Source organism: Streptomyces sp. Z423-1 (genome assembly GCF_013009255.1).
Classification (GTDB): domain Bacteria; phylum Actinomycetota; class Actinomycetes; order Streptomycetales; family Streptomycetaceae; genus Streptomyces; species Streptomyces gossypiisoli.
Genome location: NZ_CP053109.1, coordinates 7,761,876 through 7,785,501, shown reverse-complemented (window position 1 = coordinate 7,785,501; position 23,626 = coordinate 7,761,876). Strand labels below are relative to the sequence as shown.

22 protein-coding genes, 6 tRNA genes and 1 pseudogene are annotated in these 23,626 nt (G+C 72.2%); 9 read left to right on the top strand and 20 right to left on the bottom strand.

All coding sequences use genetic code 11. From position 1 onward, the window contains the following. Positions 1–170: 170 nt before the first annotated feature. A tRNA-Val gene (locus HJD23_RS35130) sits at positions 171–242 on the bottom strand. A gap of 76 nt (positions 243–318) precedes the next feature. Further along, positions 319–771 (bottom strand): TIGR02611 family protein, encoded by a 453-nt coding sequence (locus HJD23_RS35125; protein ID WP_171108147.1) that lies wholly within the window; start codon positions 769–771, stop codon positions 319–321. A gap of 191 nt (positions 772–962) precedes the next feature. On the opposite strand from HJD23_RS35125, the gene HJD23_RS35120 reads away from it, so the two are divergent. Then, on the top strand, positions 963–1,376 hold the full coding sequence (locus HJD23_RS35120) for an SsgA family sporulation/cell division regulator (RefSeq protein ID WP_004002642.1): 414 nt from the start codon (positions 963–965) through the stop codon (positions 1,374–1,376). Between the two features lie 402 nt (positions 1,377–1,778). Beyond that, the gene (locus HJD23_RS35115) at positions 1,779–2,339 is read left to right on the top strand and encodes a CGNR zinc finger domain-containing protein (protein WP_171108149.1); all 561 of its coding nucleotides are present in this window, start codon (positions 1,779–1,781) and stop codon (positions 2,337–2,339) included. A 92-nt stretch (positions 2,340–2,431) separates the two neighbouring features. On the opposite strand, the gene HJD23_RS35110 is transcribed toward HJD23_RS35115, so the two are convergent. Both HJD23_RS35110 and HJD23_RS35105 read right to left on the bottom strand, forming a co-directional pair. Continuing rightward, entirely contained in the window at positions 2,432–2,584 is a 153-nt protein-coding gene (locus HJD23_RS35110; protein WP_171108151.1) for a hypothetical protein, read from the bottom strand. Positions 2,585–2,745: 161 nt separating this feature from the next. Continuing rightward, positions 2,746–3,192, bottom strand: coding sequence for a hypothetical protein (locus HJD23_RS35105; RefSeq protein WP_171108153.1), 447 nt, complete (start codon positions 3,190–3,192; stop codon positions 2,746–2,748). 224 nt (positions 3,193–3,416) lie between these two features. Between HJD23_RS35105 and HJD23_RS35100 the strand changes: the two genes are divergently transcribed. Continuing rightward, positions 3,417–3,935: a DsbA family protein gene (locus HJD23_RS35100; RefSeq protein ID WP_171108155.1), complete on the top strand. Its 519-nt coding sequence runs from the start codon at positions 3,417–3,419 to the stop codon at positions 3,933–3,935. A gap of 92 nt (positions 3,936–4,027) precedes the next feature. Here HJD23_RS35100 and HJD23_RS35095 read toward each other — a convergent pair whose 3' ends face one another. The 3 genes from HJD23_RS35095 to HJD23_RS35085 are packed head-to-tail and all read right to left on the bottom strand — an operon-like array spanning position 4,028 to position 6,852. Next, on the bottom strand, positions 4,028–4,852 hold the full coding sequence (locus tag HJD23_RS35095; protein WP_171108157.1) for a GNAT family N-acetyltransferase: 825 nt from the start codon (positions 4,850–4,852) through the stop codon (positions 4,028–4,030). Between the two features lie 54 nt (positions 4,853–4,906). Then, the gene (locus tag HJD23_RS35090; RefSeq protein WP_171108158.1) at positions 4,907–5,728 is read right to left on the bottom strand and encodes an aminodeoxychorismate lyase; all 822 of its coding nucleotides are present in this window, start codon (positions 5,726–5,728) and stop codon (positions 4,907–4,909) included. After that, a complete protein-coding gene (locus HJD23_RS35085; RefSeq protein ID WP_240980884.1) occupies positions 5,725–6,852 on the bottom strand; it encodes a chorismate-binding protein in 1,128 nt (375 codons plus the stop codon). Before HJD23_RS35085 ends, HJD23_RS35090 begins: the two co-directional genes overlap by 4 nt. A 177-nt stretch (positions 6,853–7,029) precedes the next feature. Here HJD23_RS35085 and HJD23_RS35080 point away from each other — a divergent pair. The 5 genes from HJD23_RS35080 (at position 7,030) to HJD23_RS35060 (ending at position 7,503) form a co-directional block, all read left to right on the top strand. Continuing rightward, positions 7,030–7,102 (top strand) — tRNA-Gly (locus HJD23_RS35080). Between the two features lie 38 nt (positions 7,103–7,140). Further along, a tRNA-Cys gene (locus tag HJD23_RS35075) sits at positions 7,141–7,214 on the top strand. Position 7,215: 1 nt separating this feature from the next. Continuing rightward, positions 7,216–7,287, top strand: a tRNA-Val gene (locus HJD23_RS35070). A gap of 26 nt (positions 7,288–7,313) precedes the next feature. Next, a tRNA-Val gene (locus HJD23_RS35065) sits at positions 7,314–7,385 on the top strand. Positions 7,386–7,431: 46 nt separating this feature from the next. After that, positions 7,432–7,503: transfer RNA gene (locus HJD23_RS35060), tRNA-Val, on the top strand. Positions 7,504–7,580: 77 nt separating this feature from the next. On the opposite strand, the gene HJD23_RS35055 is transcribed toward HJD23_RS35060, so the two are convergent. The 4 genes from HJD23_RS35055 to HJD23_RS35040 all read right to left on the bottom strand — a co-directional run bounded on the left by HJD23_RS35055 (position 7,581) and on the right by HJD23_RS35040 (position 9,874). Continuing rightward, positions 7,581–7,880: a zf-TFIIB domain-containing protein gene (locus tag HJD23_RS35055; RefSeq protein WP_171117484.1), complete on the bottom strand. Its 300-nt coding sequence runs from the start codon at positions 7,878–7,880 to the stop codon at positions 7,581–7,583. A gap of 79 nt (positions 7,881–7,959) precedes the next feature. Further along, positions 7,960–8,895, bottom strand: a complete 936-nt coding sequence (locus HJD23_RS35050) for an aminoglycoside phosphotransferase family protein (protein ID WP_240980883.1) — start codon at positions 8,893–8,895, stop codon at positions 7,960–7,962. Positions 8,896–9,193: 298 nt separating this feature from the next. Further along, the gene (locus HJD23_RS35045; RefSeq protein ID WP_171117481.1) at positions 9,194–9,400 is read right to left on the bottom strand and encodes a hypothetical protein; all 207 of its coding nucleotides are present in this window, start codon (positions 9,398–9,400) and stop codon (positions 9,194–9,196) included. Positions 9,401–9,604: 204 nt separating this feature from the next. Beyond that, positions 9,605–9,874: a hypothetical protein gene (locus tag HJD23_RS35040; protein WP_171117479.1), complete on the bottom strand. Its 270-nt coding sequence runs from the start codon at positions 9,872–9,874 to the stop codon at positions 9,605–9,607. Between the two features lie 196 nt (positions 9,875–10,070). On the opposite strand from HJD23_RS35040, the gene HJD23_RS35035 reads away from it, so the two are divergent. Then, positions 10,071–11,498 (top strand): serine/threonine-protein kinase, encoded by a 1,428-nt coding sequence (locus HJD23_RS35035; protein WP_171117477.1) that lies wholly within the window; start codon positions 10,071–10,073, stop codon positions 11,496–11,498. Between the two features lie 3 nt (positions 11,499–11,501). Here the strand turns inward: HJD23_RS35035 and HJD23_RS35030 are convergent. The 9 genes and pseudogenes from HJD23_RS35030 to HJD23_RS34990 all read right to left on the bottom strand — a co-directional run. Continuing rightward, positions 11,502–11,621 (bottom strand): annotated as a pseudogene (locus tag HJD23_RS35030) (rRNA methyltransferase); the annotation flags it as partial. Between the two features lie 799 nt (positions 11,622–12,420). After that, a complete protein-coding gene (locus HJD23_RS35025; protein ID WP_171117475.1) occupies positions 12,421–13,254 on the bottom strand; it encodes an RNA methyltransferase in 834 nt (277 codons plus the stop codon). A 64-nt stretch (positions 13,255–13,318) separates the two neighbouring features. Continuing rightward, complete coding sequence (gene cobA, locus HJD23_RS35020) at positions 13,319–14,551, bottom strand: uroporphyrinogen-III C-methyltransferase (RefSeq protein WP_171117473.1); 1,233 nt, start codon at positions 14,549–14,551, stop codon at positions 13,319–13,321. A gap of 137 nt (positions 14,552–14,688) precedes the next feature. Next, positions 14,689–18,318, bottom strand: coding sequence for a nicotinate-nucleotide--dimethylbenzimidazole phosphoribosyltransferase (gene cobT, locus HJD23_RS35015; protein ID WP_171117471.1), 3,630 nt, complete (start codon positions 18,316–18,318; stop codon positions 14,689–14,691). A gap of 365 nt (positions 18,319–18,683) precedes the next feature. Beyond that, positions 18,684–19,895 carry a precorrin-6y C5,15-methyltransferase (decarboxylating) subunit CbiE gene (gene cbiE / locus HJD23_RS35010; protein WP_171117469.1) on the bottom strand — a complete coding sequence of 404 codons (1,212 nt, stop codon included), beginning with the start codon at positions 19,893–19,895 and terminating at the stop codon, positions 18,684–18,686. A gap of 115 nt (positions 19,896–20,010) precedes the next feature. Next, positions 20,011–20,649, bottom strand: a complete 639-nt coding sequence (locus tag HJD23_RS35005; protein ID WP_171117467.1) for a GNAT family N-acetyltransferase — start codon at positions 20,647–20,649, stop codon at positions 20,011–20,013. A gap of 135 nt (positions 20,650–20,784) precedes the next feature. Then, a complete protein-coding gene (locus tag HJD23_RS35000) occupies positions 20,785–21,612 on the bottom strand; it encodes a MetQ/NlpA family ABC transporter substrate-binding protein (protein ID WP_171117464.1) in 828 nt (275 codons plus the stop codon). 61 nt (positions 21,613–21,673) lie between these two features. Then, complete coding sequence (locus HJD23_RS34995; protein WP_171117462.1) at positions 21,674–22,411, bottom strand: methionine ABC transporter permease; 738 nt, start codon at positions 22,409–22,411, stop codon at positions 21,674–21,676. Further along, positions 22,408–23,442 (bottom strand): ATP-binding cassette domain-containing protein, encoded by a 1,035-nt coding sequence (locus HJD23_RS34990; protein ID WP_171117460.1) that lies wholly within the window; start codon positions 23,440–23,442, stop codon positions 22,408–22,410. The genes HJD23_RS34995 and HJD23_RS34990 overlap by 4 nt, the downstream gene beginning before the upstream one ends. Positions 23,443–23,626: the final 184 nt, after the last annotated feature.

Below are 23,626 nucleotides of genomic sequence, written 5' to 3'. Positions count from 1 at the left end.
CGCCACCGACGGTGACACCCCGACCCGGTACGACGCGGCACCACTGACGGTGACGACCGCCCCGTATGACGGGCAGCGCCCCACCGTCACGGCGGCACGCGGCGGCACGCGGCGGCAGCGGAAACGACAACGGCCCACCTGCTGTCTCGCAGGTGGGCCGCGTCTCCGGGTGGGCGATACTGGGTTCGAACCAGTGACCTCTTCGGTGTGAACGAAGCGCTCTCCCACTGAGCTAATCGCCCGGGCGCAGGAAGAAGATTACCCCAAGTCAGGGGGTGCGGGTGACCACAGTGGGCCGCCTCCGCACCCCGCCGCGGATCACTGGTCCTCGATCTTCCACGGCATCGCGAAGCCGAACTTCCAGACGTAGACGGCGACGATCGCGGCCACGATCACGCAGCCGACCGTCGTCAGGATGATGTTGCGCCGACGCACCTTGGGGTCGAGGGCGCGCTGCGCCGCCTCGGTGACCTTGCGCTTGGTCCAGCGCAGCACCAGCTGGGCCCAGACGAACTCGGTCGCCCAGATCGCCATACCGCCGAAGATGATCACCCAGCCCGGGCCCGGCAACGGCAGCAGGATGATGCCGGTGATCACCACCCCGAGCCCGACGAGGAAGACCCCCACCTGCCAGCTGACGTGGAGCAGGCGCCGCGCCTTGATGAATTCCGGCGCCCTCGAACCGAGCTCCCGCTCGCTCTGCACCCCGTCCGTCCCCGTCTCGTTCGCAGCCATGGCAACCTCGCCAGGCTTGCTACTCCCCGTATTCATACGGCCAAACCCTACCCGAACGATTCCAGTCACCGGAATGGGCGCACCAGACGAACAGGTTCTCGGCCGGAAGAGTTACGTAAACACACGCAAAACCCTCAGAGGGGTTTACAACGGCACCGTAGGTGGCATGTCGATTTCGCCGACGTGCGAATCCCCGAGCGCACACTGAGCGAAAGGCCCTGGCGCTTATGAACACCACGGTCAGCTGCGAGCTGCACCTGCGCCTCGTTGTGTCGAGCGAGTCCTCCCTGCCTGTCCCCGCAGGCCTGCGGTACGACACGGCCGACCCCTACGCCGTGCACGCCACCTTCCACACCGGAGCCGAGGAGACCGTCGAGTGGGTGTTCGCCCGCGACCTCCTCGCCGAGGGGCTTCACCGGCCCACAGGAACCGGCGACGTCCGCGTCTGGCCGTCGCGCAGCCATGGTCAGGGCGTCGTCTGCATCGCCCTGAGCTCCCCCGAGGGGGAGGCGCTGCTGGAGGCCCCGGCGCGGGCCCTGGAATCGTTCCTGAAGCGAACCGACGCCGCCGTGCCGCCCGGCACGGAGCACCGGCATTTCGACCTTGACCAGGAGCTCTCGCACATCCTGGCGGAAAGCTAGGGCGAGACCCACACCAAGCTGCCCGGCCGTCCACTCGGGGAGACGGCTCGGGCCTGTCCGGCGGATCAGGTCGGAGCAAGGCGACGGCACTGATCGGCCCATGTGAACGTGCCAGGGCCCCGTCTCCGGCAGGATCCTCCGGACAGGCCCCACGGCGCCCAGGACAACCGCATACGGCACACACCGGCGCCGCCACCGCGCATCCAATGCGGGGGCGGCGCCGGTATGCGTGTGATCGCCGACTCACGGGCTGCGACCACCGGGAACCGCAGCACACCCGCGCCCGTTCTACGGGCAAGCGGGGGCCGGGTGCAGCCGGAGCCGATGGGTCGGCGGCGGGAGCCACTACCATCGGCCAGCATCGGCGGGCGCCTGCCCGACCCCCAGGCCAGGGAGCGAAACGTGCTGATCACCCACGACACCCGGTGCGCGCTCGACACCGTGGTCGATCTGGTGAACACCGCACCGGAGGACGAGACGACGCCGGACGGGCTGCCGGACGTCGCGGCTCTCGCGGATTTCGTACGAAAGCACGAGATCAGCGATGTCGGGGTGCTCTCGGAGTTCGATCTCTCGGCGGTGCGCAAGATCCGCGGCCGGTTCGCCGGGATCTTCGCGTCTTCGGACGTCCGCACAGCGGCCGGGATGATCAACGAACTGGTCGCCGCCGCCGGGACCACGCCCCGCCTCACGGATCACGACGGCTACGACTGGCACGTGCACTACTTCGCGCCCGGCGCCTCCGTCGCCGACCACCTGGCCGCCGACTGCGGGATGGCGCTGGCCTTCTTCGTGGTCGCCGGCGAGCGTGAGCGGCTGCGGCGCTGCGAGGCCCCCGACTGCCGGCGCGCGTTCGTCGACCTCTCCCGCAACCGCTCGCGGCGCTACTGCGACAGCCGCACCTGCGGAAACCGTCTGCACGTGGCCGCCTACCGGGCGCGCCGCAAGGAGGCGGCGGGCTGACGCCCGACACCACCACGGCCCCTGAGCCGATCAGCAGGGCGTCGATGCCGACGCGGTTCCCGGCGGGTGGCGCCGGGGACCGCGCGTACGGCTCACAGCAGGAACAGATCGTGCAACGCAGCCATGAGCAGCAGACACCCGATCACCGCAAGGAAGATCATCAGCGGTGGCTGGGAAAGGGCGAAGAGGCACCCGCGCGGCTCGTCCTTCGGCGGCGCGGCCTCGCTCTGTGTCGTGTCCAGCATCTCGCGGCGAATGATGGCGCAGGGGGCACCCCCGGCGCGATCAAGACGCACGAAGATGCGGGAGTTCGCCGAATTCCGTGATCACGTGCACGTCTGTGGCGCGAGCCGGACAGCTTCCGATCATCCCAAGGGTTGGGTCGTTTCAGTCCGGCATGCGGACGTCATATGCCGTGCTTCTTGAGGATGGCCTCGATGTCGCTGAAGTCGTCCGCGGCATCCGCACGGGAGGTGGCCTGCGGCTTGGTCCGGGGCTTGGCCGTCGTGCGGGACGCCGGGCCGAGGGAGGGCGCCGAGGCCTGCGGGGCCACGGGGTCGTGCTGGGCCGCCGCGCTCACCGCGCGCCCCTTGCGACCGCGTCGCCGCTCCACCGCCCGCGTGCCGGCGAACAGCAGCCAGGCACCGCCGAGCACACCGAAGCCCGCCCAGGCCACGGGGCTGAAGGCGGTGTCCGCGGCCCACTGCACGACACCGGTCATCACCAGGCCCAGGGGCACCAGCGCGTAGGCCGCGATGCGGGCGGCCGTGAGGAAACGCTTGCGGAACGCCGTCACCGCCGCGATGCCCAGGCCGGCCGCGGCAACGGCGGAACACACGGTCTCGGCAATCATCCGGTCCTCCAGGGCAGGCTCGGGCGGGCGGGGCGCGTCGCCCCTTCCATCCTGCACCCCCCGAACCCCGACAGGCCATGCCCCGCCCGGACATCAGGGACATCTCCGGGTCGGCTCCTCCGCAGGTGCCGGTAGGGGCGTACGACTCGGGGGCGTATCGGGGTCGCGCCCACGGCCACCGGAGCCGATTGGGTCCGTGGCGCCGGTGCTGGGAGACTGAGCCCATGAACGACTCCTCCGCCGCCCGACCCGCGCCCGTCCTCGACGTCTGGTGCGACCTCCAGTGCCCGGACTGCCGGAGCGCCCTGGACGATCTCCGTGCCCTGCGCGCCCGTTACGGCGACCGGCTGGAACTGCGGCTGCGGCACTTCCCGCTGGAGAAGAACAAGCACGCCTTCGCCGCCGCGCAGGCCGCCGAGGAGGCCGCGGAGCAGGGGCAGGGGTGGGCGTATGTCGAGGCGGTGCTGGCCCGGGTCGAGGAGCTGGACCGTAAGGGGGAACCCTTCCTGGTCGAGGTGGCCCGGGAAGTCGGCCTGGACGCCGAGGAGTTCGACACCGCGCTGATCGACGGCCGGCACATCCTGATCGTCGACGCCGACCAGGCCGAGGGGAAGGCGATCGGCGTGACCGGCACCCCGACGTATGTGATCGGCGGCGAGCGCCTCGACGGCGGCAAGAGCCAGGAGGGGCTGCGCGAGCGCATCGAGGAGATCGCCGACCGGCTGCTGGCCGAGCAGGAGTGACGTCCGGGACCTTCCGGACCGGGACCTTCGGACGGGGACCTTCAGAGCAGTTCCCCGTCCCTTCAGAACAGGTCCTTGTAGAGGATGTCCCTTCAGAGCAGGTCCTTGTACAGGGTGTACCGCGTCGTCCTGTAGCCGAGTGAGTCGTAGAGCCGCTCGGCCGGAGTGTTCCCCGCGAAGACGTTGAGGCCGAGGACGCGTCGGCCGGACTCGATCGTCTGACGCTCGGCCAGCAGCATGAGCGTCCGGCCGTGTCCTCGCCCCCGGTGTGCCGCCTCGGTCTCGACGTCGAAGACGTAGGCCTTGTCCTCCTGCAGCGCCACCCACAGGGTGCCCACCCGTGTCCCGTCCTGTTCCAGGATGCTGAACAGCTGGTCCGCAGTGGCCACCCCGTCCGGCAGAAGCTGCCCGTGGTCGCGTCGCGCCTTGGCGTACGCCTCGGCCTCGGGCACGCCCCGCTCGATCCAGGTGCGCGCGTACTGCTCCGACTCGTGCGCCAGCCATGCGGTGAACTCGGCCTCGGTCATGGACCGCGCGCGGCTGCCGGCGGGCAGCTCGGGCGGGGTGTCGCCGAGGTGCTTCTCCATGCCGCGGTTGCGCAGGACGTAACCGAGTGCCGTAATGAGCCTCAGGCCCGTCTCCGCGTCGCCGGGCACGACCGCCTCGATCTGCCGGCAGCCCCAGCCGCGCGCCACCTCCTCCGCGGCGAGCGCTGCGACCGTGCCGCGGCCACGCCGACGGTCCGGCTCGTCAATGCGCAGGTCGAGGATCCGTGCCACCGAGTCGCCGAAGGCAGGTGATGTGCCGAGGTGCATCGCGCCGACGGGACGGCTGTTCACGCACACCTGGTAGTGGCGGGAGCGCGTCCCGTCGGCCGCGCGCTGAAGCGGCTCGGTCGGCCGCAGGGTGGTGGTCATCAGGGGTGTTCTACCCGGTCCGGACCCCCACGTCTGCCGAATATCCCCGGCCTTCTACGGGTCGAGGTCGTCGCCCGACCGCTCCTCGAAGATCCGCATGGCCTTCGCGGTCACCGGCCCCGGAGCGCCCGGCAGTTCACGGTCGTCGACACGATGCACGGCCTGCACGTCCCGCAGGGTCGACGTCAGGAAGACCTCGTCGGCGCGTTCCAGCACGTCCAGCGGCAGGTCGGTCTCCTTGGCACCGGTCCACTCGGCCGTCAGCGCGCGCGTGATGCCCGCGAGGCAGCCGGAGGCGAGCGGCGGGGTGTGGATCTCGCCGTCGAGGACGACGAAGACGTTCGAGCCGGTGCCCTCGCAGAGCTGACCGACGGTGTTGGCGAACAGCGCCTCGGACGCGCCCTGTTCGTGGGCGCGGGCCAGGGCGACGACGTTCTCGGCGTACGAGGTGGTCTTCAGGCCGGTCAGGGCGCCGCGCTCGTTGCGGGTCCAGGGAACCGTGATCACGGCGGTGGAGTCGGGGCGGCGCCGGGTCTCGCCGAGCGCGACGACCAGGGTCGGGCCGTGCTCGCCGCGGTCGGAGCCGAGCGGGCCGTGGCCACCGGTGTACGTGATGCGCAGCCGGCCCAGCGGCATGGGGTTGGCGTCCAGGACGGCGGCGCAGGCGCGGCGGACCTCGTCGTGGTCGGGGTCGGGCAGGCCCAGGCCGCGTGCCGAGCGGGTCAGCCGGTCGAGGTGGCGGGTGAGCGCGAACGGCGTGCCGTCGACCGCCTTCACCGTCTCGAAGATGCCGTCGCCCACGGTCAGTCCGTGGTCGAAGACGGAGACGCGGGCGGTCTCGATGTCCTGGAGCCCGCCGTCGAGCCAGATCTTCACTGGTCCCCACCTCGCATATCCGTACCGGGGACCTGGCTGCGGCCGGGGGTCCGGGGGGTGTCCCCCGGACGGGCACAGCACGATTGCAGTCCCTCTTCACTCACCTCGTACGCTCCCGACGCTACCGCGAGCAGCCGGGCGGCCTTCAGTTCGGTCTCCCGCCACTCCCCCTCGGGGTCCGATCCCCAGGTGATACCCGCGCCCGTACCGAAGCGCAGCATCCCCTCGGCCCGGTCGATCCAGAAGGTGCGGATCCCGACGGCCAGCTCGCCGGTCCCCCGGTCGGCGTCGACCCAGCCGATGCCGCCGCAGTACGGCCCCCGGGGTGCCGTCTCCAGGGCGTCGATGATCCGCAGGGCGCTCGACTTGGGCGCGCCGCTCACCGAGCCGGGCGGGAGGGCGGCGGCGAGCAGCTCCGGCCAGCCCGCGTCGGCGCGCAGCTCGCCGCGCACGGTGGACACGAGGTGGACCAGGCCGGGGTGCTTCTCCACGACGCACAGATCGGGGACGGTCACGGTGCCGGAGGCACAGACACGGCCGAGGTCGTTGCGGACCAGGTCCACGATCATGACGTTCTCGGCGTAGTCCTTCTCCAGCAGGTCCGCCTCGGTGCGGCCGGTGCCCTTGATCGGGCCCGACTCGACGATCCGGCCCACGCGGCGCAGGAAGAGCTCGGGGGACGCGCTCGCCGTCTCCACACCGTGCCCGGGCAGGCGAATCGTTCCGGCGTACGGCGCCGGGTTGCCGCGGGCCAGCAGCGCGGTGAGGGCGTCGGGGTCGGCGTCCGGGGCGATGGGCGCGGACAGGACGCGGCAGAGGTTCACCTGATAGACCCCGCCGGTCGCTATGTGCTGCCGTATCCGGCGTACTCCCGCCGTGTACGAGGCGCGGTCGAGGGACGACGTCCAGTCGCCGACGGCCGGGCCGCGCCAGGCGCCGGGCGCGGGGGCGGGCACCGGTTCCTCTCGTACGTCGGCGAAGCGCGCGCAGGTCAGTCGGCCCTCGAAGTCGGCGGCGACGGCCCAGAAACCGGTGGAGTCAAGGGCGGTGGGGTCGCTGGTGACGTCGAGGAGGCCGGTGGCGACGCGGCCACCGAAGCGGGCGAGAGGAGGGAGATCGAGCACGCTGTCGAGTCTATGGCGGGTGTCCCGCAGGTGGCCTTGCCGTGTCCTTCCAGGTGTCCGACCACGTCCGTGACCAGGTGCAGCGCAGCACGCTGCACAAACGCGTTTTTGTACTGGCCCCGGAATCCGCTAGAGTTCAACACGTCGCCGGGCCGCGGAAGCGGACCGAAACGACAGGCGGACGTAGCTCAGTTGGTAGAGCGCAACCTTGCCAAGGTTGAGGTCGCGAGTTCGAGCCTCGTCGTCCGCTCGAAGGAAGAGGGGATCCTCGCGGTCCCCTACACTCCTGGTGGAGTGGCCGAGAGGCGAGGCAACGGCCTGCAAAGCCGTCTACACGGGTTCAAATCCCGTCTCCACCTCCAAGGACGATTAGCTCAGCGGGAGAGCGCTTCCCTGACACGGAAGAGGTCACTGGTTCAATCCCAGTATCGTCCACTGGATCTTCTCGAAGATCCCTACCCGCGCGATTAGCTCAGCGGGAGAGCGCTTCCCTGACACGGAAGAGGTCACTGGTTCAATCCCAGTATCGCGCACGCAGTGCCCGTGATCGGCTCCATGGAGTGACGATCGTGGTCCCGAGGACGATTAGCTCAGCGGGAGAGCGCTTCCCTGACACGGAAGAGGTCACTGGTTCAATCCCAGTATCGTCCACACCCCCGAAGCCCCCGGCGTCTCGCCGGGGGCTTCGTCGTGGGTGCGGGCACTCAGCTGAAGAACAGCGTCTGCGCTCAGCTGGAGAAGAGCATGCGGCCGAAGCTCTTGTGGCGGCGGTGGCCGTAGTGGCCCCCGTGGCCACCGTGGTGCCCGCCGTGCGGGGCGCCCCACGCGGGGGCGGGCGGGGCGGCCGGGTACGCCTGCCCGGCGGGCGGGGGCGGCGGGGCCGGCTGGGACCACTGGGACTCCAGGCGGGTCAGGGCCTCCAGTTCGCCGTAGTCCAGGAAGATTCCACGGCAGTTCGCGCACTGCTCGATCTGGACGCCGTTGCGGTTGTACGTGTGCATGGGCGCGTGACACTTCGGACACTGCATGTCGGCTCAACTCCTCGCCGGTCGGTCCTGCTTCGCGTATCGCCAGGACAGACTCTGTCCGGCTGCGGTCGGTTGCACCCTACTTCGCGGCGTTCCGGGGCAACTGGGCGGGCACGGAAGCCATTCGGGCACAGGCGTCCACGAGGGACTGCTCCACATCGCCCAGGGGACGGTCCGCCGTGAGGGCCTTGGTCACGGCCCGGGCGGCGGTCTGGACGGTGAGGGCGCGGGCCGGGACGTCCAGGGCGGGCCAGGGGTCGCCGTCCGGCGGGACGGCGGGGCCGCCGGCCGCTCGGTAGGCGGTCAGGAAGCGGGTCCACTCGTCGGCCGGGAGCAGTCCGCAGGCGTACCAGGCGGCCGGGCGGGCGAGGTCCCAGGCCGCGGGGCCCACGCCGAGGTCGTCGACGTCGATCAGCAGCCAGGGGCCGGTGGGCGCGGGGTGGCGGACGAGCTGGCCGAGGTGGAGGTCGCCGTGGCAGAGGGTGCCGGTGTCCGGGAGAGCGCCTTCGTTGCGGGCCCAGGCGGGGAGGGTGGCCCAGGCGTGGAGTACGGCGGTGGTGGCGGGGTGCGGGGCGGCTGCGCGGAGCCGGGCGATCGCGTGGGCCGCCTTCGCCGGGCCGCGCATGGGCGGCAGGGGGACGGGAGGGGGAGTGCGGTGCAGCCGGGCGAGGAGGGTGGCGGCGGCTTCCCAGGGGGCGGCGTCCGGGGTGCCGGGGTCGACCGGGGTGCCGTACGGCCAGAAAGTCACCAGCCTGCCGTGCAGGGGGACGGGCGTCGGGGTGAGCGGGGGCAGCAGTACGCCGGGGACTCGGGCGGCCGTCGTGAGGCGGGCGGCGAGTTCGGCGGGGTCGGTGTCCGGGGCGTGGGCCTTGGCGACGGTACCGGCGTGCCGGACGACCGTGGCGTCGACGCGATCGGCGAGGGTGACCACCGCTCCGCAGGCGCAGGTGTCGGCGTGCGGGTGGGCTGCGGCTCTGGCTCGGGCGGCCAGGTCGGAGAGGAGGGGTGCGGTCACAGGGGTTCCTCGGAGCGGGGTGGGTGCTGGGAGGGTACGTCGGTGGGGGCGGGGGTCTGTCGCCCGGGTGCTGAGCGTTGCTGGTGGGGCGGGGTGGGTCACGCGCACGCTGCTGGCGGGTGACCGCCTGCGCCCCGATACCGGCTGCCGCTTCCCCTGGACAAGCCCCCGGACAAAAGCAATGCCGGCGCAGCTCCCCAGCTGCGCCGGCATTTTGCCGTCCGCCGCACCCCCGTCCCCACGGGGTTATGGGTGGATGTCCCCGCCCGGACCGCTCTTCCGGGCCTGGGGTCGCCGCTCAGCGCCCCAGCATCACGCCCACGGACGACGCCTGTGTGGCCACTGTCTCCCAGCCGTCGAAGACGACGAGGAGCAGGACCGCCAGGGGAAGGGCCATGACCGTTGCCACCAGGGGGTGGCGGCGGCCCGTGCGGCGCGGGCGGAACGCGGCGTGCGCCTTGCGTCCCTGCTCGCGGATCAGTGTCCGCGGTGCCGTGTAGGCCATGGTCCCTCTCCTGACCGTTCTCAGTTGTCGTTGGCAGCGGCGGGTGTCTGACCTCGGGGGACGAGTGCTGCACCCGCCGCTTGACCTCAAATCTAGGTGCGCGCGGGGTGCCGGTCGTCATGCCCTCGTACCGATTGGCGGGCCTCCCGGAGGATGAGCCCCGGGGCGAGGACTACTCCCCTGGGTGGAGAAGCAGACCTACGTCTAGGGGTCTTCCCGGAGGGGGCGCCCGGTGTGTCCGGGGCTTTCCGAGTTGTCCTCGCGGGGAACCGGCTGCTCGACCAGGGCCAGCACCCGGTTCGCCATGAACCGCGCCGTACGGACCACCACGCCGGTTCGCGTGACTTCACTCACTTCCACGACACCTCGGCGTACCGCCGTCTCCACTCGGCGCCCCGCCCTGCTCGCCACCACCTCGTACGTACGTGTCGTGTCCCCGGCGTCCACGACTATCTCCACACGGTCACCCTTCATGGACCCAATCCCCCTTCTGCGACGGGTGGTTGGCAGCGCGGACGGCGCAAAGGGGCCCTGCGGGCGCGCTCCCTGACCACCCCTCAAGTCTCGCACCCGGCACTGACAATCCATCCGGCCGAGAGGGCGCGGCCTCTGCGCGCAGGCGGCCCCGGAAACGTAAGCTGTGCCACGTCACACGGACCGGGCAGCGGGGATGAACATGGCGATGATGCGCCTGAGGCGCGAGGACCCGCGCGTCGTCGGCTCGTTCAGGCTGCACAGACGGCTCGGCGCGGGCGGGATGGGCGTGGTCTACCTGGGCTCCGACAGGAAGGGGCAGCGGGTCGCCCTGAAGGTGATCCGGCCCGACCTGGCGGAGGATCAGGAGTTCCGGTCGAGGTTCGCCCGCGAGGTCTCCGCGGCGCGACGGATCCGCGGGGGGTGCACCGCGCGGCTCGTCGCGGCGGACCTGGAGGCGGACCGGCCGTGGTTCGCCACCCAGTACGTGCCCGGGCCCTCCCTGCACGACAAGGTCGCCGACGGGGGGCCGCTCGGCGCCGCCGACGTCGCCGCGGTCGGGGCCGCCCTGTCGGAGGGGCTGGTCGCGGTGCACGAGGCCGGGGTCGTCCACCGGGACCTGAAGCCCTCCAACATCCTGCTCTCCCCCAAGGGCCCCCGGATCATCGACTTCGGCATCGCCTGGGCGACCGGGGCCTCCACGCTCACCCACGTCGGCACGGCCGTCGGCTCCCCCGGCTTCCTCGCGCCCGAGCAGGTGCGCGGCGCCGCGGTCACACCGGCCACGGACGTGTTCTCGCTGGGCGCCACCCTGGCGTACGCCTCGACCGGCGACTCGCCCTTCGGGCATGGCAGTTCGGAGGTGATGCTGTACCGGGTCGTCCATGAGGAGCCCCAGCTGCAGGGCGTACCGGACGCGCTCGCTCCGCTCGTACGGGCGTGCCTGGCGAAGGACCCCGAGGAGCGGCCCAGCACGCTGGAGCTGTCGCTGCGGCTGAAGGAGATCGCCGCCCGTGAGGCGCACGGCCTGATCGAGGGGCGGCCGCCCGCGCCACGCAGCGGCGAGGCGGACCGGCCCACCGGGCGGCTCGCCGACACCTATCCCGACCGCGCCGCCCCGCGCCGGCAGCAGGGCGGGCCGGTGACTCCGGCGCCTCGCAGTGCGGGCAGCTCGCGCGGTCCGGCGCCGGTACGGGGCGGGGCTCAGGGCCGGGGTGGCGGTGCCCCCTCCCGCAACGGCGGTACCCCGTCGCGGTCCGGGGCGCGGCCCACGCCCGACTCGCGGAACACGCCGGCGCGCAGCACGACCCGCTCCGGCAGCGGCAGCCGTACGACACCGCGCGGCGCCGCCGGTCGTCCGGCGCCCCGGACCTCCGGGACCGGGCGGCGGCCGGCCAATCCGCGACTGCTGCGGCAACGGCTGTTCGTGTTCGTGGTCGTGACGCTGCTCGTGGCGCTGGGCATCGGTGTGGTGCAGGGCTGCCAGGGGTCGGCGCGCGGACTCGGCGACGAGCGGGGCCGCGTGGGCGAGCGGCAGGAGCACGTGCAGCCGGACCACCGGCCGCTGGATAAGGGCGCGATGATGTCCGAGCGGTACGAGTCGACGATGAAGGCGTCCTTGTAGGGCCTACCGCTGCGGGCGGCCCGTCGCGACCGCGTAGAACGCGACAGCGGCGGCCGCGCCCACATCGAGAAAGTCGACGCCGTGAGACATCGGGATGCGGACCCACTCGTCGGCGGCGATGAGCTGAGCCGCCGGCAGCAGTGGCCACACGCTGGGCATCTCGGCCACCGAGGCCTCGATGAGCGAGGGTCTCGGACCGAACCGCGGGCAGTAGCCGGGCGTGAGGAAGGATCGGCGAGTTCGCCGGGTGACCACCCGGACTCCGGCCCTGAGAGGGGTGGCTCCGCCCGGGCAGAGGTGAGCGCGGCCCGCAGGGTGAGGTCGGCCCGGCGGGGCGGCCCGAGGTCGGCCGGGTCCGCGTTGACGAGGACGACGGCCGCTCCGGGGGCCGTCGGGCAGGGCCGTACCGCGTGGGGACACGAAGCGGCTGCCCACGGCCAGCACCACGTCCGCCGACGGCAGCAGCCGCCGTGCCGCGAGGCTGGAGAAGGCCAGCCGGTGGTGGGCCGGGACGGCGCCGCCCGCGTTGCGGCTCATGACGACCGGAGCGACAGGTTCCTCGGCCCCTGCTCTGCGCCGGCGGGCATTTCGCAGCGCGGCGGCGATCTCCGCGAGGACGCCCCGCTCTGATCCCGAGGGCTCCCTGACCTCGTCGGCCACGCCGGGCCGGACGTCGTCCCGTCCCGGACTGGCAGGCTCCCAGTCCGTTTCCGTCCGCGCGGTCAGGACATCTGCCGGGACGGACAGGGCCACCGGCCTCGGGCGGCCGGACCGTGACTGCTGTATCGCCTGGCGTACGAATCCGGGGATGCCGGCCGGGTCATGGCCGCCGGTGACGGCACGTCGTTCCTGCGTCCTGGCAGGGCATGACAGAAGACCGCGTTCTCGCGATCCTTCGAGGTGTGCTGTGCAACGTTGGGGCTTACCGGAGCCTCGTCGCGTAGAAGGCCACCGCGGAGGCTGCGGCGACGTTGAGGGAGTCCACCCCCGCGGCCATGGGGATTCGGACCCATTCGTCGGCCGCGCGTAGGGCGTCGATCGACAGTCCGTCGCCTTCGGTGCCGAGCATCAGGACCAACTTCTCGTACCGGCGGGCGGCTAGTTCGTCAATCGGGATCGACTTCTCCGACAGGCACAGGGCAGCCGTCACGAAGCCGTGCTGACGGAACAGCTCGACGTCCTTCGGCCAAGAGGTCAGCCGGGTCCAGGGGACGTTGAAGACAGCACCCATCGACACCTTCACCGCCCTCCGGTACAGGGGGTCGGCGCAGCGCGGTGTCAGGAAGACGGCGTCCACTCCCAGAGCAGCCGCATTGCGGAAGGCAGCCCCCAGATTCGCGTGATCAACTATGTCCTCGAAGACGGCGACGCGCCGACCCGGCTCCGTGATGACCTCGCGGCGGGCGGACCGGAGCAGCTCGGCGGCCGTGGGCAGGGGCTTGCGCTGCATGGAGGCGAGCGCGCCGCGGTGCACGTGGTAGCCGGTGACCTGTTCGGCGAGTTCGGGGCTGACCGCGTAGACGGGGGCCGGGAGTTCGTCGATGACGTCGCGCATGACGTCGACCCACTTGGCGGACAGCAGCATCGACCGCATCTCGTAGCCCGCGTCCTTCGCCCGCCGGATGACCTTCTCGCCCTCGGCGATGAACAGGCCCTCGGCGGGTTCGCGTTTGCGGCGCAGTTCGACGTCGGTCAGGCCCGTGTAGTCGCGCAGGCGCGGGTCGTCGGGATCCTCGACGGTGATGAGATCGGCCACAGGGTGATACTGCCTTGTCGTGCGTACGGTGCCAACGGCTCGGGACGGGTTGTGTTACCCGGGGTTACGCGGAGGTCTGCGGGCCCACGGTGACGACCTCGCCGACGACGATGACCGCCGGCGGCTTGACCTCCTGCTCGCGCACCGTCTCGGCGACCGTCGCGAGGGTCGCGTCGACCCGGCGCTGCGCCGCGGTCGTGCCCTCCTGGACCAGCGCGACGGGCGTGTCGGCGGGCTTGCCGTGGGCGACGAGGGTCTCGGCGATCTTGCCGATCTTGTCGACGCCCATGAGGATCACCAGCGTGCCGGTGAGCTTGGCGAGGGACGGCCAGTCGACGAGGGAGCGCTCGTCGTCGGGGGCGACATGGCCGCTGACCACGGTGAACTCGTGCGCGACCCCCCGGTGCGTGACCGGGATGCCGGCCGCGCCCGGGACCGAGATGGAGCTGGAGATGCCGGGCACGACCGTGCACGGGATGCCCGCCTCGGCGAGGGCCTGGGCCTCCTCCATGCCACGGCCGAAGACGAAGGGGTCGCCGCCCTTGAGCCGGACCACGGACTTGCCCTGCTTGGCGTGTTCGATCAGGGCGTTGTTGATGGCCTCCTGGGCCATGTAACGGCCGTAGGGGATCTTCGCCGCGTCGATCACCTCGACGTGCGGGGGCAGTTCGGCGAGCAGGTCGCGGGGGCCGAGTCGGTCGGCGATGACCACGTCGGCCTCGGCGAGCAGACGGCGGCCGCGGACCGTGATCAGGTCCGGGTCGCCGGGGCCGCCGCCGACCAGGGCGACGCCGGGGGTGCGGGTGCGGTGGTGCGGGGCGACGAGAGTGCCGTCGCGCAGGCCCTCGACAACCGCGTCACGGATGGCGGCGGTGTGGCGGGGGTCGCGGGACCTGGTGTCGGTCGTGAGGATCGCGACGGTGACGCCCTCGCTGTGGCCGGTGGCCGGGGTCCAGGCGGTCGCCGCGTCGGCGTCGTCGGAGCGGACGCACCAGACGCGGTGGCGCTCCGCCTCTGCCGAGGCGCGGGTGTTCGCCTCGTGGTCGCTGGTGGCGATCAGGGCGTACCAGGCGTCGGCGAGGTCGCCCTCGGCGTAGGGCCGCCGCTCCCAGGTGATCTCGCCCGCGTCCGCCATGGCCTCCACCGAGGGGGTGGCCTCCGGGGATACGAGGAGGATGTCCGCGCCGGCCGCGATCAGTGCGGGCAGGCGGCGCTGGGCGACCTGGCCGCCGCCGACGACGACCACGCGGCGGCCGGTGAGGCGGAGGCCTACGGGGTAGGCGGGGTGTTCGGCCATGAGGGTGCGGCTCCTCGTGCGGGCGTGCGGTGGGCGCTACGGCTCTGGAGCAGCCCTGACGTGCGGATTTTAGAGTGCGTTCAGCGTACGGCGGGGGCCGGGTGGGCGCGACGGAGCGCCCCACCCGGCCCAGGGCCCTACTTCTCGGTGACCCCCGCCGAGTCGAACGTCGCCACCTCGTGCATCGCCCGGGCCGTGCTCTGGACCAGCGGCAGCGCCAGCAGCGCGCCCGTGCCCTCGCCGAGGCGGAGGTCCAGGTCGACCAGGGGACGCAGGCCCAGCTTGTTCAGAGCGGCCACGTGACCGGGCTCCGCGCTGCGGTGGCCCGCGATGCAGGCCGCGAGCACCTCGGGGGCGATGGCGCGGGCCACCAGGGCCGCGGCGCCGGCGCTGACGCCGTCCAGGATCACCGGCGTCCGCAGGGACGCGCCGCCGAGGAGGAGGCCGACGAGGGCGGCGTGTTCGAGGCCGCCGATCGCGGCGAGGACGCCGATGGGGTCGGCCGGGTCGGGCTGGTGGAGCTCGATGGCACGGCGGACGACCTCGGTCTTACGGGCGAGGGTCTCGTCGTTGATGCCGGTGCCCCGGCCCGTGACCTCCGCCGGGTCCGTGCCCGTGAAGACCGAGATGAGAGCGGCGGACGCGGTGGTGTTGGCGATGCCCATCTCACCGGTGAGCAGGGCCTTGTTCCCGGCCGCCACCAGGTCGCGGGCCGTCTCGATGCCCACCTCGATGGCCTGCTTGGCCTCCTCGCGGGTCATCGCGGGGCCGGTGGTCATGTCGGCGGTACCCGGGCCGACCTTGCGCGGCAGCAGACCCGGGGTGGACGGCAACTCGGCGGCGACGCCCACGTCGACGATGCACACCTCGGCGCCCACCTGGTTGGCGAAGGCGTTGCAGACCGCTCCCCCGCCGAGGAAGTTGGCCACCATCTGGGCGGTGACCTCCTGCGGCCAGGGGGTGACGCCCTGGGCGTGCACACCGTGGTCGCCCGCGAAGATCGCGACGGCGGCGGGCTCCGGGATGGGCGGCGGGCACTGCCGGGACAGACCGGACAGCTGGGCGGAGATGATCTCCAGCATGCCGAGCGCGCCGGCCGGCTTGGTCATCCGCTTCTGCCGCTCCCAGGCCTCGCCGAGCGCCTTGGCGTCCAGCGGCCGGATCTGCGCGACGGTCTCGGCGAGCAGGTCGTGCGGCTCCTCGCCGGGCAGGGCGCGGCGGCCGTACGTCTCCTCGTGGACGACCCAGGACAGCGGGCGGCGCTTGGACCAGCCCGCCTGCATCAGCTCGGGCTCCTCCGGGAACTCGTCGACGTACCCGACGCACAGGTACGCCACGACCTCCAGGTGCTCGGGCAGGCCGAGCGCGCGGACCATCTCGCGCTCGTCGAAGAAGCTGACCCAGCCGACGCCGAGGCCCTCGGCGCGGGCGGCGAGCCAGAGGTTCTCGACCGCGAGCGCGGAGGAGTACGGGGCCATCTGCGGCTGGGTGTGGCGGCCGAGGGTGTGGCGGCCGCCGCGGGTCGGGTCGGCGGTGACGACGATGTTCACCGGGGTGTCGAGGATGGCCTCGATCTTCAGTTCCTTGAACTGCTTCGCCCGGCCCTTCGGAAGGGACTTGGCGTAGGCGTCGCGCTGGCGCATGGCCAGTTCGTGCATCGTGCGCCGGGTCTCGGCGGAGCGGATGACGACGAAGTCCCAGGGCTGCGAGTGGCCGACCGAGGGTGCGGTGTGGGCGGCCTCCAGGACGCGGAGCAGCACCTCGTGCGGGATGGGGTCGCTGCGGAAGCCGTTGCGGATGTCACGCCGCTCGCGCATGACCTTCAGTACGGCCTCGCGCTCGGCGTCGTCGTAGGGGGGCGCGGCCGGGCCGGTCGACTGGGGGGCTTCTGCCACGGGGGCCGTGCTCGTTTCTTGTGGGTGTTGCGAGTTCTGCTGGTCTTGCTGGTCTTGCTGGTCTTCCTGGTCGGCGGCCCGGGTTTCCAAGTCCTCCGCGTTCTGCACCAGTTGTACGGGTTCGGTAGCCGGTGTCTCTTCCGGTGCGGCCGTGGCGGGCGTGGCGTCGGCCTCGCGGGGCGCGGGGACCGTGGCCACGGCTTCCGGCTGTGCCGGGGGCTCGGGCAGCTGCTCCTGGGTGGGGAGGACGATCGGGTGCGGTGGGGTGGGCGCGAGGTGCGGGGTGGTCGGCACCGAGCCCTCCACCGGGACGAACTGGCCCAGCGGCTGCTCCGGCTGGGGCGCCGGGGTGGCGTCGGGCGCGGTGTCCTGCGGCTGTTCCTCGGCGGGCGCGACGGGTTCCGGTTCGGGTTCGGTGTACTCGGGTTCCGGTGCGGATGCGATGTGCTCGGGGTGCGGGACCGGCTGTGCGAGGGGCTCGTCCACGGCCGGGGCCACGCCCTGCGCTTCCATGTCCACGGCAGCGGGCTGCTGGGGCTCGGGGGCGGGCTCGGGGGCTGGTGCCGGGGCGGCCTCGGCGGCGGGCGCGGGCTCGGGCTCGGGCTCGGCCACGCCTGCGGCCTGGGCAGGCCGCGGCGCCTGCACCGCCTCAGCGGCCGGTGCCTCGTCGGCGGTCGGTGCCTCCTCCGCAGCCGGTGCCTCCTCGGCACCGTGAGCAGGCGCGCCCTCCGGGGTCCCGGGAAGCTGCTCCGGCTCGGGAACAGACACGGGCTCAGCGATCGGCTCCGCTTCCTCCGCGATGGCCGGAGTGGCCGGGGTCTCCCCGGCGTCCGACGGCAACGGCTGTGCGTCAACGGCCCCGGCATCGGCAGGGACATCCGCCGGAACCGCCGCGTGATCGCCCGTCCCCGCGTCCGGGCCGAGCGCCTGGTCGGCAGCGGCCCCCGCCTCCCCGGCGTCAGCCTCGCCCTGCCCGGAAGTCCCGGACGCCACAGCCTCCGAGGCGATCCGCGCCACCGCGGCCTGCGCCGCGTCCACCGGCTCCGGCCCGCCGTGCGCCTGCGCCTGCACCTGCACCTCGGCGGGTACCTGCGCCTCAGCCTGCGCGTGCACCTGTACCGGTGCGGGCGCCTCCACCTGGGCCTGCACCTGCACCTGCGCCGGTGCGGTCGCCTCCACCTGGGCCTGCGCCTGCACCTCTGCCGGTGCCTGCACCTCCGCCTGGGCCTGCGCCTGCCCCTGTACCCGCCCCGCCGGAACAACCGTTTCCGCAGGCGTCGCCTCCGCGCTCACCGGCGTCTGCACCGCGGCAGGCTGCGTCGCGGCAGCCTGGGCGCCACCCCATGGCACCGCCCCCTGCGGCACCGCGCCCTGCGGCACCGCCCCCTGCGGCGGCATCTCGCGGACGCGCGGGACGTCGAGGTACTCGGGCCCGGTGGTGGGCGGCCCCGGCTGCCGTACCGGCGCGCCCGCGGGGCCGCGGTCGGCGAGGGAGCGGACCGGGCTGGCGGAGACGTCGGGGATCGGCGGGCCCAGGTGCAGCGGGCGGCGCGGCGCGGCGGCGGGCGCCGGTGACGGCGGGGGCGGCGTCGGGCCCGGCAGGCGGACGCCGGTCAGGTCGACGGAACCGCTGTCGCGGCCGGACATCTCGTGCGCCCCGGGTTCGTGGACGGCCTCGACGACCGGCTCGGGCGGGGGCGGGGCCACCTCGTTGCCCCAGGCGCCCTGCGCGCCGGGCAGCAGCAGGTCTTCGTCCTCGGCGGGCGTCTCGGAGACATAGGTGTACGCGCCGGGAACGGGAACGCCCGGCTGTTCCACCAGGCCTGCGTTCTCCGGCAGTCCCTCGCCCGGGACCTGGCCGGTGTCGGTCATGCGTACCCCTCGCCCATCGGTTGATGCTCCTACGACCAGCTCGCCCGGAACGGCGCACCGACCGCCCCGCTGTGAAGAACGAGCGTGTGTGCCCAGCGGCACGAACGACCCGCCGGAAAAGGCGACAAAGCCATTCAGTGGCATTGTCGCGGCCCTTCCGCCGTCACGTCAGCTTCATTCGCGACGGCCCGCTGTGGACTGCGCCACGTTGCGCGTCCACGGGTTCTGCCGTACCACACTCAGCCCAAAATGGGCGTGCTTTCCGGACATTGACCGACGAAGCGCCGGGCGTCCCAGTGCGGTACAACGATCGGCCAGCCTACCGCGCGCGGTACGACAAACGGATCACGGGGACGGCAACGGGATCAGGACGCACGGCCAGGCAGTACGCCGCTGAGCAGGAACGCGACGCTCCGCTCCTTCTCCGTCCAGGCCCGGGTGTCGAGTTCGACGGACTGCAGCAGGGCGCACTCGACGTCGTAGCCGTGCTCGGTGAGGTCACGGCCGATGAGTTCGGCCGCGTCGCGGGTGGCGGCGTGCGCGACGATGCGCTGCGGGCGGCGGTCGGCGACCGCGGAGACCACGGCCGCTCCCCCGCCGCCGACGCGGACGACGTCGGGTTCGGGCAGGTTCTCCAGGACGTACGGGGCGGTGCCGTGGACGATCTGGAGCTGGACCGCGCGACGGCGTGCGGCGGCGTCGGTGCGGGCGCAGGCGCCGGGGTCCCGGTCGACGGCGATGACGGCGGCGCCGGCGCGGGCGGCCTCGGTGGCGAAGGCGCCGCTGCCGCTGCCGATGTCCCACACCAGGTCGCCGACGCGGGGTCCGAGCCGGGCGAGTTGGGCGGCGCGGAGCAGCTCGGTCTCGCCTTCGCCCAGTTCACCGTCGTACGCCTCGGGGGGCAGGGTCCAGCCGCGGGGGCCGGTGCCCGGGTCCCGTCCGGCGATCCAGCCGCCGCCCTCCTGTGCCCCGACGGGGCCGCCGATGACGATGACGACGTTGGGGTCGCGCCAGGTGTGGTCGGCGGCCTTGTCGGAGGTGACGACGGTGACCTGCTCGCGGGCGGTGCCGAGTTCCTCGCAGATGACGAAGGTGCGGTGGATGCCGTCGAGGAGCAGGCCGAGTTCTGCGGGGCCGGCGCCGGGTGAGGTGAGGACCGCGACCTTGGTGTGGGCGCGGCATACGTTCACCGCGCGCCGCAGGGTGCGAGGGTGTGCGACGACCACGTGGGCGTCGTCCCAGGGCATGCCCGCGCGCGCGAAGGCGGCGGCCACAGAGGAGACGGCGGGGACGACTTCGACCTCCAGGCCGAACTCGGGTGCGCGCAGGGTCCGTACGACGCCGAAGAAGCCGGGGTCGCCGTCGGCGAGCACCACCGCGGTGCCGCGATGGGCGGCGATCCGGCGGGCGGCGAGGGCGAGGCTGCCGAGCCGGATGCGCTCGGCGGTGGGCGGCACCTCGGGCAGCGCCAGGTGGTGGGCGGCACCGGCGACCAGGGTGGCGGCGCCCAGAGCGGCGCGTGCCGCGGTGGTCAGCGGAGAGCCGTCCCAGCCGATCACCGTGACCCGGTCGGCCATCGTCGTCAGTCTCCAGGGGGTTTGCGCAGGTCGTCGGGGGCAGCCCGCGGGCGGGCAGGCTCCGTGAGAGTACCTGGTGCGGCCCGGGACCGCGCGGGCGGCGTCGCCCGTGCCGTCAGTTCCAGTCGGAGTACGAAGCGAAACCGCCCGTGTCGGCCAGCTGGTCCCCCGCACCCTCGATGTCCTCGGGCAGCAGGCTCCACACGATGTAGTCGGTGCGCACCTCGGCCCAGGCTCCGTCGTCGGTGCGGGTGCGCGCTATGCAGGCGCCCCGCAGCACGCCCTCGCTGATGCACCCGATCTTCTGGGCGACCTGCTGCGAGGCCGTGTTGTCGGCGGCCGTGCGCAGCTCGATGCGTTCGAATTTCTGGTCGCCGAACAGCCATTGGGCGGTGGCCAGGGCGGCTTCGGAGGCATAGCCCTCGCCGCGGGCCCAGGGGGCGATGATGTACGACATCTCGGTGGAGCGCACATGCCAGTTCGTCTTGCCGAGCTGGATGATGCCGACCAGGCGCTGGGTGAGGAACTCGGTGACGGCGAGGTCGAGGCCTCGACCGGCGGCGCGCTCGGTGGGGGCGTCCTCGGTGATCCAGGTGCGGGCGCCGTCCTCGGTGAAGGGCTGGGGGACGTCGGTCCAGGCGACGACCTGCTCGTCGTTCATCATCTCGGCCAGGGCGGGGATGTCGTCCTCGTCGAGGGGACGCAGCACCAACCGCTCCGTGCTGATGGAGATGGTGGGGAAGGTGCTCGTCATGTAGCCGCTCCGTAACCTTCGAACCGTCAGGGCCTGCTGAACTGCCCAGCATGCAGCATGAAAGCACTGAACCACACACCCGGGGTCCACTCTTCGTAATGAAGTGAACCCCGGGTGCGAACAAAGCGGCGTCGCTCAGAAGGACGCGATGACCGAGCCGTCGTACTCGTCCTCGATGAACTTCTTCACCTCGGCGGACGTGAGCAGCTCGGCGAGCTTCTTCACGCGCGGGTCGTCCTCGTTGCCCTCCTTCACGGCGAGGAAGTTGCCGTACGGGTTGTCCTTGGCGGATTCCAGTACGAGGGCGTCCCCGGCGGGCTTGAGGTCGGCCTCGATGGCGTAGTTGCCGTTGACGACCGCGGCGTCCACGTCGTCCAGGGAGCGCGGGGTCTGGGCCGCCTCCAGCTCCTTGAACTTGAGGTTCTTCGGGTTCTCGGTGATGTCCGCGGGGGTCGCTTCGTTGCCCACGCCGTCCTTGAGGGTGATCAGGCCGTTGTCGGCGAGCAGCTTCAGCGCCCGCGCCTCGTTGACCGTGTCGTTGGGGACGGCGACGGTGGCACCGCTCTTCAGGTCGTCGGCGCTCTTGACCTTGTGGGAGTAGAGGCCGAGCGGCTCAAGGTGGACCGTGACGACGGGCACGATGTGGGTGCCGTTCTTCTTGTTGAAGTCGTCGAGGTACGGCTGGTTCTGGAAGTAGTTGGCGCCGACCGAGCCGTCCTCCGTCGCCGTGTTCGGCGTGACGTAGTCGGTGAACTCCTTGACCTCCAGGTCGAGGCCCGCCTGCTGCGCCAGGTTGTCCCTGACGTAGGTGAGGATCTCGGCGTGCGGGGTCGGGCTGGCGGCGACCACGAGCGGGCCGTCGGTGGAGCCGGAGCCGGAGTCGGAGGAGCCGCAGGCGGTGAGCCCGAAGGTGAGGGCTCCGGCGGCGAGGGCGGCGGTGGTGATCTTGGCGGTGTTACGCACGAAAAGTGCCTTTCCTTCTGGGTGGTGCGACCCCGTCGTGGGTGGACGGGGGGTAGAGGGGTTACGCGACCTTGGTGACGTCGGTCGCGGCCGGCTGCTTCGCCTTCAGCAGGCGGAGCTTGGGGCCGGGGCCGGAGCGGCCGCCGCGGCTGTGCAGGGAGCGGGCCGCGTAGCCGCCGGCGAACTGGATGAGGGAGATGACGACGGCGAGGATCGCCACGGTGATCCACATCAGGCCGGTCTCGAAGCGCTGGTAGCCGTAGCGGACGGCGAGGTCGCCGAGGCCGCCGCCGCCGACCGTGCCGGCCATGGCGGAGTAGCCGATGAGGGCGATGATCGTAGTCGTCGTGGAGGCGATCAGGGACGGCAGCGCCTCGGGGACGAGGACCTTGCGGACGATGGTCCAGGTGTTGCCGCCCATCGACTGGACGGCCTCGACGAGCCCGTGGTCCACCTCGCGGACGGCCGTCTCGACCAGGCGGGCGAAGAACGGGATGCCGCCGATGGCCAGCGGCACGATCGCGGCCTCGCTGCCGATGGTGGTGCCGGTGACCCAGCGGGTGAAGCTCATCAGCGCGACCATCAGGATGATGAACGGCAAGGAGCGGCCGACGTTCACGATCTGCCCGATGACCTTGTTCACCACGGTGTTCTGCAACAGGCCGCCCTTGTCGGTGAGGACGAGCAGCACGCCGATGGGCAGTCCGGCGACGACGGCGATCAGGGTGGACCAGCCGACCATGACCAGCGTCTCCGTACACGCCTGCTGAAGCAGCGGCTGCATGTCGGACCAGGTCACCGGACACCTTCCTTCACCAGTACCGGCTCGGCGCCGACGACATCGATCTGCAGGCCCTGTTCGCGCAGGAAGCCGATCGGCACGACGTTGTCCTCGTAGCGGCCGGGCAGTTCGATGCGCATCCGGCCGACCTGGAGGCCGCCGACGGTGTCGATGGCGGCGCCGAGGATGGAGATGTCGATGTTGTAGGTGCGGGCCAGTTGCGAGATGACCGGCTGGGTGGCGGACTCGCCGTGGAAGGTGACGTCGAGGACCGTCCTGTCGTCGCCGGTGGCCTCGCCGCCGACCGGGAAGAGCGCGGCGGCCAGCTCCGAGCCCGGGGTGGCGAGCAGCTCGCTGACGGTGCCGGACTCGACGATGCGGCCCTTGTCCATCAGGGCGGCCGAGTCGCAGATGCTCTTCACGACGTCCATCTCGTGCGTGATGAGCAGGACGGTCAGGCCGAGCTGCCGGTTCAGGTCACGCAGCAGCTTCAGGATCGAGCGGGTGGTCTCCGGGTCGAGGGCGCTGGTGGCCTCGTCGGAGAGCAGCACCTTGGGGTCACCGGCCAGGGCGCGGGCGATGCCGACGCGCTGCTTCTGGCCGCCGGAGAGCTGGGCGGGGTAGGCCTTGGCCTGGTCCGCCAGACCCACCAGGTCGAGCAGCCCAAGTGCCTTGCGGGAACGTTCCTTCCCCGACGTGCCGAGGATTTCCAGCGGCAGCTCGACGTTGTCCTGCACGGTCCGGGAGGACAGCAGGTTGAAGTGCTGGAAGACCATGCCGATACGGCTGCGCGCGCGGCGGAGTTCCCGGCCGGCCCGCGGGCCCCGCCCGGCGAGGGCGGTGAGGTCCTGGCCGGCGACGGTGACCGTGCCGGAGCTGGGGCGCTCCAGGAGGTTGATGCAGCGGATGAGCGAGGACTTGCCGGCGCCGGACTGGCCGATGACGCCGTAGACCTCGCCTTCGCGGACGTGCAGATCGACGCCGTCGAGGGCGGTGACCTCGCGGCCGCGGGAGCGGTAGACCTTGGTCAGGCCCGAGGTGGTGATCACGTGGGTTCCGTCACTGTCGAGTACGCGGGCGTGGATGTGCCCTGGTACGGAGGTAAAGAGGTGCGCGGGGCTGCTGGGTCACGTACGGGCAGAGGGCGTACGGACATGCCACGGCGGCTCGCTTCGGGGCGCGAGGCTCAAGGGGTACAGGGGCCCTCTAGAAGGCGCACATTCGACACATACA